Source organism: Flavobacterium chungangense LMG 26729, from assembly GCF_000735715.2.
GTDB lineage: Bacteria > Bacteroidota > Bacteroidia > Flavobacteriales > Flavobacteriaceae > Flavobacterium > Flavobacterium chungangense.
The window spans coordinates 106001-112939 of sequence record NZ_JASY01000013.1; the positions used below are offsets into that span (position 1 = coordinate 106001).

The 6939-nt window shown below is 34.0% G+C and carries 6 protein-coding genes; 2 read left to right on the forward strand and 4 right to left on the reverse strand.

All coding sequences use genetic code 11. The annotated features are described in order from the left end of the window. Positions 1 to 37: 37 nt before the first annotated feature. Positions 38 to 1324: a glutamate-1-semialdehyde 2,1-aminomutase gene (hemL, locus tag JE46_RS18685; RefSeq protein WP_031456804.1), complete on the forward strand. Its 1287-nt coding sequence runs from the start codon at positions 38 to 40 to the stop codon at positions 1322 to 1324. A gap of 42 nt (positions 1325 to 1366) precedes the next feature. Here the strand turns inward: hemL and JE46_RS18690 are convergent, their stop codons facing one another. After that, the gene (locus tag JE46_RS18690) at positions 1367 to 1819 is read right to left on the reverse strand and encodes a hypothetical protein (protein ID WP_031456805.1); all 453 of its coding nucleotides are present in this window, start codon (positions 1817 to 1819) and stop codon (positions 1367 to 1369) included. Between the two features lie 195 nt (positions 1820 to 2014). Between JE46_RS18690 and JE46_RS18695 the strand changes: the two genes are divergently transcribed. Then, positions 2015 to 3025 carry a 2-hydroxyacid dehydrogenase gene (locus tag JE46_RS18695; RefSeq protein WP_031456806.1) on the forward strand — a complete coding sequence of 337 codons (1011 nt, stop codon included), beginning with the start codon at positions 2015 to 2017 and terminating at the stop codon, positions 3023 to 3025. Positions 3026 to 3072: 47 nt separating this feature from the next. Here JE46_RS18695 and JE46_RS18700 read toward each other — a convergent pair whose 3' ends face one another. The 3 genes from JE46_RS18700 to lysS all read right to left on the reverse strand — a co-directional run bounded on the left by JE46_RS18700 (position 3073) and on the right by lysS (position 6627). After that, on the reverse strand, positions 3073 to 3567 hold the full coding sequence (locus JE46_RS18700; protein ID WP_031456807.1) for a hypothetical protein: 495 nt from the start codon (positions 3565 to 3567) through the stop codon (positions 3073 to 3075). After that, the gene (locus tag JE46_RS18705) at positions 3564 to 4838 is read right to left on the reverse strand and encodes an AAA family ATPase (protein WP_031456808.1); all 1275 of its coding nucleotides are present in this window, start codon (positions 4836 to 4838) and stop codon (positions 3564 to 3566) included. The genes JE46_RS18700 and JE46_RS18705 overlap by 4 nt, the downstream gene beginning before the upstream one ends. A gap of 88 nt (positions 4839 to 4926) precedes the next feature. Then, positions 4927 to 6627 (reverse strand): lysine--tRNA ligase, encoded by a 1701-nt coding sequence (lysS, locus tag JE46_RS18710; RefSeq protein WP_031456809.1) that lies wholly within the window; start codon positions 6625 to 6627, stop codon positions 4927 to 4929. Between the last annotated feature and the right edge of the window lie 312 nt (positions 6628 to 6939).

Genomic DNA, 6939 nt, shown 5'->3' on the forward strand with positions numbered 1-6939 from the left:
ATCTAAGAAGTCTAAAGATCTAATAATCTCAAAAAAAATGATTTATAAAAGAAGTAGTCAGCTTTTTGCTGAAGCAGAAAAAGTAATTCCGGGTGGCGTAAATTCACCGGTTAGAGCATTTAAAGCCGTGGGTGGAACTCCGATATTCGTAAAAAGTGCCAAAGGGGCTTATTTATTTGATGAAGACGGAAATAAATTAATCGATTATATCAACTCCTGGGGACCAATGGTTTTGGGTCATGCGTATCAGCCGGTTGTGGATGCTGTAATCGAAAAAGCAAAACTGGGAACTTCTTTTGGAATGCCAACAGAACTGGAAACAGAAATAGCAGCTTTAGCCGTTTCTATGGTTCCGAATATTGATAAAATCCGTTTTGTAAACTCAGGTACAGAGGCTTGTATGAGTGCGATTCGTCTCGCACGCGGCTTTACAAAAAGAGATAAAATCATCAAATTTGCAGGCTGTTACCACGGACATTCAGATTCCTTTTTGATTCAGGCCGGAAGTGGAGCCGTAACTTTTGGCTCACCAAACAGTCCCGGAGTTACAGAAGGAACTGCAAAAGATACGTTATTGGCGAAATACAATGATTTAGAGAATGTAAAAACTTTAGTTGAAGCTAATAAAGGCGAAATCGCAGCCATTATTATCGAAGCCGTTGCAGGAAATATGGGGTGTATTCCACCTCAAAAAGGTTTCCTGGAAGGTTTAAGAGAATTGTGTACAGCAAACGGAATCTTATTGATTTTTGATGAGGTAATGACCGGTTTTCGTTTAGCTCGCGGTGGAGTTCAGGAATTGTATAACATTAATGCTGATATTGTCACTTTCGGAAAAGTAATTGGAGGAGGACTTCCGGTTGGAGCTTTTGCAGCCCGTGCAGAAATTATGAATCATTTAGCACCCCTTGGTCCGGTTTATCAGGCTGGAACATTATCAGGGAATCCGCTGGCAATGGCTGCCGGATTAGCGATGCTGCAATCTTTAAATAATGATCCTGAAATTTTTACCCGATTAGAAGAAAAAACAGCTTATCTGGAAGCAGGAATTGACAGGGTTTTAAAAGCGAATAATATTGTCTTTACAATCAACAGAGTTGGTTCAATGATTTCTGTACATTTTGATGCAAATCCGGTTACCGATTTTCAAACCGCTGCAAAAGGCGATAACGAAACGTTTAAGAAATTCTTCCACGGTTTGTTGCAGGAAGGCGTTTATATTGCGCCATCAGCATATGAAACCTGGTTTATTACAGATGCTTTAACGTATGAAGATTTAGATTTTACGATTAATGCGATTGATAAGGTTTCTAAAACTTTTTAATAATAAAGAAAGAGGCCCGAAGGCCTCTTTCTTGTTTTAATGTTATAGGTTATTATTTTTGCGTTCCCTCATTTTATCTCTTACCTTGTCTTTATTTTCCTCCTGATTTTTTTTCCATTTTGTGTATTGATCAGCAGTTAAGATTTCTTTCATTTTAGTGTCATTTGCATCCATTTCTGCTGTCATTTCTTTTTTGAAGGCTTCTCTCTGTTCAGCAGTTAGTTTTGTGCCTTTTTCTCTTTGCTCTTTTCGGGCTTCTCTTAATTTTTCAGTCTTAGCACTTCTTTCAGCAATCAATTGCTTTACTTTCTCCTGTTGTTTTGCATCTAAAGTTAACTCAGAAGTTAGTTTTTTTAGTTGTTTTTCATTACGCTGTTCCGGAGTTAATCGCTCTCTTTGTTCGCGCATTGGTTTTTGATCCATCTCGGCATCGCCATCCTGGGCAAAACTTGCTACTCCAACGAATAATAAAGCTGCCATAAATAATTTTTTCATGATTTGTTTTTTTAAGGTTATATCATTTAGACTTTATCAAGTTAAATAGGTTTAATCTGATCCTCAGAATTATAGATTCTTTAACAAATTGAATATTTTTTTTAAAAGGTTTTCGTGATGGTGATGAAATGACGGAATTATTTGCTTAATTTTAATAATGTATCACGCTTATAACACATTTAAAAATTCGTTAGTATGAGTTCAGAAACAAACAAAATTGCTATTTTTTCTACACAGCCCTATGATAAAATCTTTTTTAATAAATACAATGATTCTGGTTATCAGTTAGATTTTTATGAAACACAGCTAAATCCACAGACGGTTATTCTAATCGAAAATGCAGCAATTGTCTGTGTTTTCGTAAACGATATAGTCAACGAAGCCGTAATCAAACAATTGGCTGAAAGAGACGTGAGAATTATTGCATTACGTTGTGCAGGTTTTAATAATGTCGATTTAAAAGCAGCAAAAAAATACAATTTAAAAGTGTGCCGTGTTCCGGCGTATTCACCACAAGCTGTTGCAGAACATGCAATGGCCATGATTTTAACTTTAAACAGAAAAACACACAAAGCCTACAACAGAGTCCGTGAACAAAACTTTTCGTTAAACGGATTGTTAGGTTTCGATTTATTCGGAAAAACAATCGGAATTATCGGAACTGGAAATATCGGAAAAGCTTTTGCGAAAATTGCCTTGGGTTTTGGCTGTAAAGTTTTAGCGTATGATATTGTGACAAACTCTGAAATGGAGAAGGATGGAGTTGAATTTGTGTCTTTAGAAACCATTTTTAAATCAAGTGATATTATTTCACTTCACTGCCCGTTAAATGAGCAAACCAAGCATATTATCAATGAAAAATCAATCGCTTTGATGAAAGATCACGTAATGATTATCAATACAAGCAGAGGAGGATTAATTGAAACTGCCTGTATAATTCAGGGTTTAAAAGAAGGGAAAATTGGTTACTTGGGGATTGATGTTTACGAACAGGAAGAGAAACTGTTCTTTAGGGATTTATCAGCCGATATAATTCAGGACGATGCAATTCAAAGATTAATGAGTTTTCCAAATGTATTAGTAACGGCACATCAGGCATTTTTTACCAATGAAGCTTTAACGCAGATTGCTTTGGTGACTTTTAATAATATAAAATCTTTGTTGAGTCAGAATACTACTGAAAACAAAGCGGCTTTGCTGGTTTAAATAGGTTTGCAGACTGAACAGGTTTTAAAAGCTGTAGGGGTTTGAAATTATTCAAAAGAAATATAATTGCTTTCAATAAGATTTAGTTTGTAAGCATCTTTAAATTCTTTCCTTTTTGTGGATTTGCTAGCACTTACAATTCTTCTTTTACTTGGAAAACAAACTACGGCATTAAGGCTGTAAGGATCAAAATCTATCAATTTTGAATAATACTTAAATGTGTTTTCTAACTGAGAATAAGCATCTTTCCTGTGATTCGCCTGATTTCCTTTGGCAACTTTAACTTCTGTAAAAAACACATCCTGATTATTACAAATAACATAATCACATTGGCCGCCTTTCACCTTTTTCATAACGCAATCATCATTTTGAATGAAATAGAATTCTGCATTTGACTTATTTTCAATATGTAAATGCCAGGATTCTTTTGATGAGACAAATAAGACGGTTTCAGCTTCAAAAACAAATGTATGTTTGTCCGTGATTGTTTTTAAACAATTGGCTTCAATATTAGGGAATGCTTCTCTAAGACTTTGAATCATAAATCAAGCAATTTGTCAAATTCATTAGCAAAAGCATCTGAAACACCATCAATCATATTTTCAGAAATCTGTCCTAATTTATCATTCATGATTTTTTTTGCCTTGCCGTTTTTCAATTCATAAGCAATAAAGTTTTTAGGATTTAGCCAGGACTCTTTTTTTATAATTTTATTTACTTCTTTTGGATTTTTTTGTCCCTTATCATAAGCTAATAATAAATTGTTTATAGATGCTAAAACAAAAGGACTATGCGTTGTGAGGATTAGATTCTTTCTGTCAAACAAACAGTTTTTAACTAAATACTTGATTAATTCATGTTGTGCTTTTGGATATAAATTTAATTCGGGTTCTTCAACTACAAAATTGAAATTGTATTTTTCTTTAAGTGATTTGGAATATTCTACTAATAATAAAATTGGAACTACAGATTGCAAACCAGAAGCAGATTCTAATAAGTCAACTTTATCTTTTTCATTATGATATATATAAGATGTTTTACCTTCTCTTTTGTATTTGATTTTTTTGTCAATAATACTTAAAGGTAATTCTTTGATGGTCTGCAATGCTTTTTCATATTCTTGACCTGAACTTAATAAATGTTTGGGAATTTGAACATTATTGTTTATTAATCCAAGTGTGTTTTCAGCTATTAAATGAAGAAAATTCCGTTCGGAAGGTATATAAATCGAATCATAAATAACAGAAATTCCAGAATTTTCAAATAAAAATTCTTCATATACATTGAAAAATACTTCAAAATCTTCAGCAGTTATAGGCTCTTTAATTGAATCCTTGAAGACATTAAATAATTCTACGGATCTAAAATCTTTGTTTGCTAAAACCGAATCAATTGTAAATATTAATTCAAATTTTTCAATTAACTTAGGATCTTCAACTTTTTTTTCTTTTAAAAAAGTTTCAATGATATCTTTTTTTGTCTTATCTCTAAGATTGAATTTTAAAGATTTATTTTTATTTGTGTGTAAAAATTTGAATACAAAACCTGAGGCTTTTTTTACAATGATGCCAGCGCTGTACTCTATAAACGTGTTTTCATTTAAATAAGAATAAATATTGTATTTTTTTAATTCGTCCTCAAAAGAAATAGTATTATCTCTTCTAAAGCCTTCATCCTCAAAAATTGATAATAACTTTGCCAAAGTACTTTTACCAGAAGCCTGCGCCCCAATAAAAGTAACCATTTCTCTAACTTCGATATCAATATCTTTTAGAGGGCCGAAATTTTTAACAATAAGTTTTGCTCTTTCCATGTTTTCAAAATTAAGGAAAATATTTATATATGAAAAAGGAGCTTCAATAAAAGCTCCTTTTTAAATTTTTATATGATTTTAGAGGAATTTACCCCACCAATTCCACAAACTTAAACTCACCCTCCACGGCAACCTTAGTCAAACCGTGTTTAGATAAATTTTTCATAGACGCATCCCATTTTTTACCACTTAAATTTGCCGTAATTTTTAATTGCTGAAGGTCCATTTTATTATCATTACCTTTCAATAAATCAACGATAAATTTCTCTTCGTCTGATAATTCGATAGTCTGTTTTTTCTCCGGACGCATTTGCGGGAACAATAAAACTTCCTGAATAGAAGCATTGTTTGTCAAATACATAATCAAACGATCCATTCCAATTCCCATTCCGGATGTTGGAGGCATACCGTATTCAAGTGCTCTTAAGAAATCTTCGTCGATAATTCCGTTTGCCTCATCATCACCTTTTTCAGAAAGGCGCATTTGGTCTTCAAAACGCTCACGTTGGTCAATTGGGTCATTTAATTCAGAATAAGCATTGGCGATTTCCTTTCCGCAAACCATTAATTCAAAACGCTCAGTTAAGTCCGGATTATCGCGGTGTTCTTTACAAAGCGGCGACATTTCTTTAGGATAATCTGTAATGAAAGTTGGCTGAATATAATTTCCTTCGCATTTTGCTCCAAAAATCTCATCAATCAGTTTCCCTTTACCCATAGTGCTGTCAACCTCGATTCCCATTCCTCTTGCTGCTTCAAACAATTCCTGTTCTGTTTTTCCGGAAATATCAAATCCGGTAAAATGTTTGATAGAATCTGTCATCGTCACACGTGCATAAGGCGCTTTAAAGTTGATTGTATGCTCGCCAAAAGTAACTTCACTGGTTCCGTTAACGGCAATTGCACAATGTTCAAGCAAACCTTCAGCAAATTCCATCATCCAGTTGTAGTCTTTGTAAGCTACATATATTTCCATAGCGGTAAATTCAGGATTATGCGTTCTGTCCATTCCTTCATTTCTAAAGTTTTTAGAGAATTCATAAACACCTTCAAATCCACCAACAATTAATCTTTTCAAATACAATTCGTTCGCAATACGCATATAAAGCGGAATATCAAGCGAATTATGGTGCGTAATAAAAGGTCTTGCCGAAGCACCGCCTGCAATGGGCTGTAAAACCGGAGTTTCTACTTCAAGATAACCTGCATCATTAAAATAACCGCGCATAGCAGTAAATAATCTGGTACGTTTTAGAAAAGTTTCTTTAACGTGCTGATTTACTGTTAAATCTACATAACGCATTCTGTATCGCAATTCAGCATCGTTGAACGCATCATGTACATTTCCTTCCTCGTCCACTTTTGGTAGAGGTAACGGGCGTAATGTTTTACTCAAAAAAGTAAAATCGGTTGCACGAATACATTTTGCACCAACCTGCGTAGTAAACAACTCACCTTCAATACCAATAAAATCACCTAAATCGGTTAATTTTTTGAAAACCTGATTGTACAACGTTTTATCGTCACCTTCGCACAAAACATCACGATTCACGTACAATTGAATACGCCCCTCGCTATCCTGTAACTCAGCAAAACAAGCTTTGCCCTGATCACGAACACTCATCAAACGACCCGCAACGATCACCTTCTTGCCTTCTTCAAACGTTTCCTTTATCTGCTTCGAAGTATGATTTACAGGAAAAAGATTAGCCGGGTAAGGATTGATTCCTAAGTTGCGTAAGTTTTGAAGTTTTTCTCTTCTGATGATTTCTTGTTCTGATAATGCCATTTTGTGCTCTTTTTTTAAGTGTGCAAAGATAGTTTTTAAGTCGCAAAGTTGCAAAGTCATAAAGTCTAAAGTTTTAGAAAAGAGCAATGTTTTTTATTAGAAGCAGAAAAAACGTTTCTTAATTATCTTTTGTCCCGCTATTCGTTACAATCTTTTATGCCGAACACCGGCATAAAAGGATTTTCACTTCTATCCTTTAGATTTGTTAGGAAGATTTAAAGTAATTTTAATCAACAACCAAACTGACAAAGTGAACCTTCTCTTCTATCAAAGTTTGCTACTTATGCCCTGATTAGGACTTTGTCAGTTTTA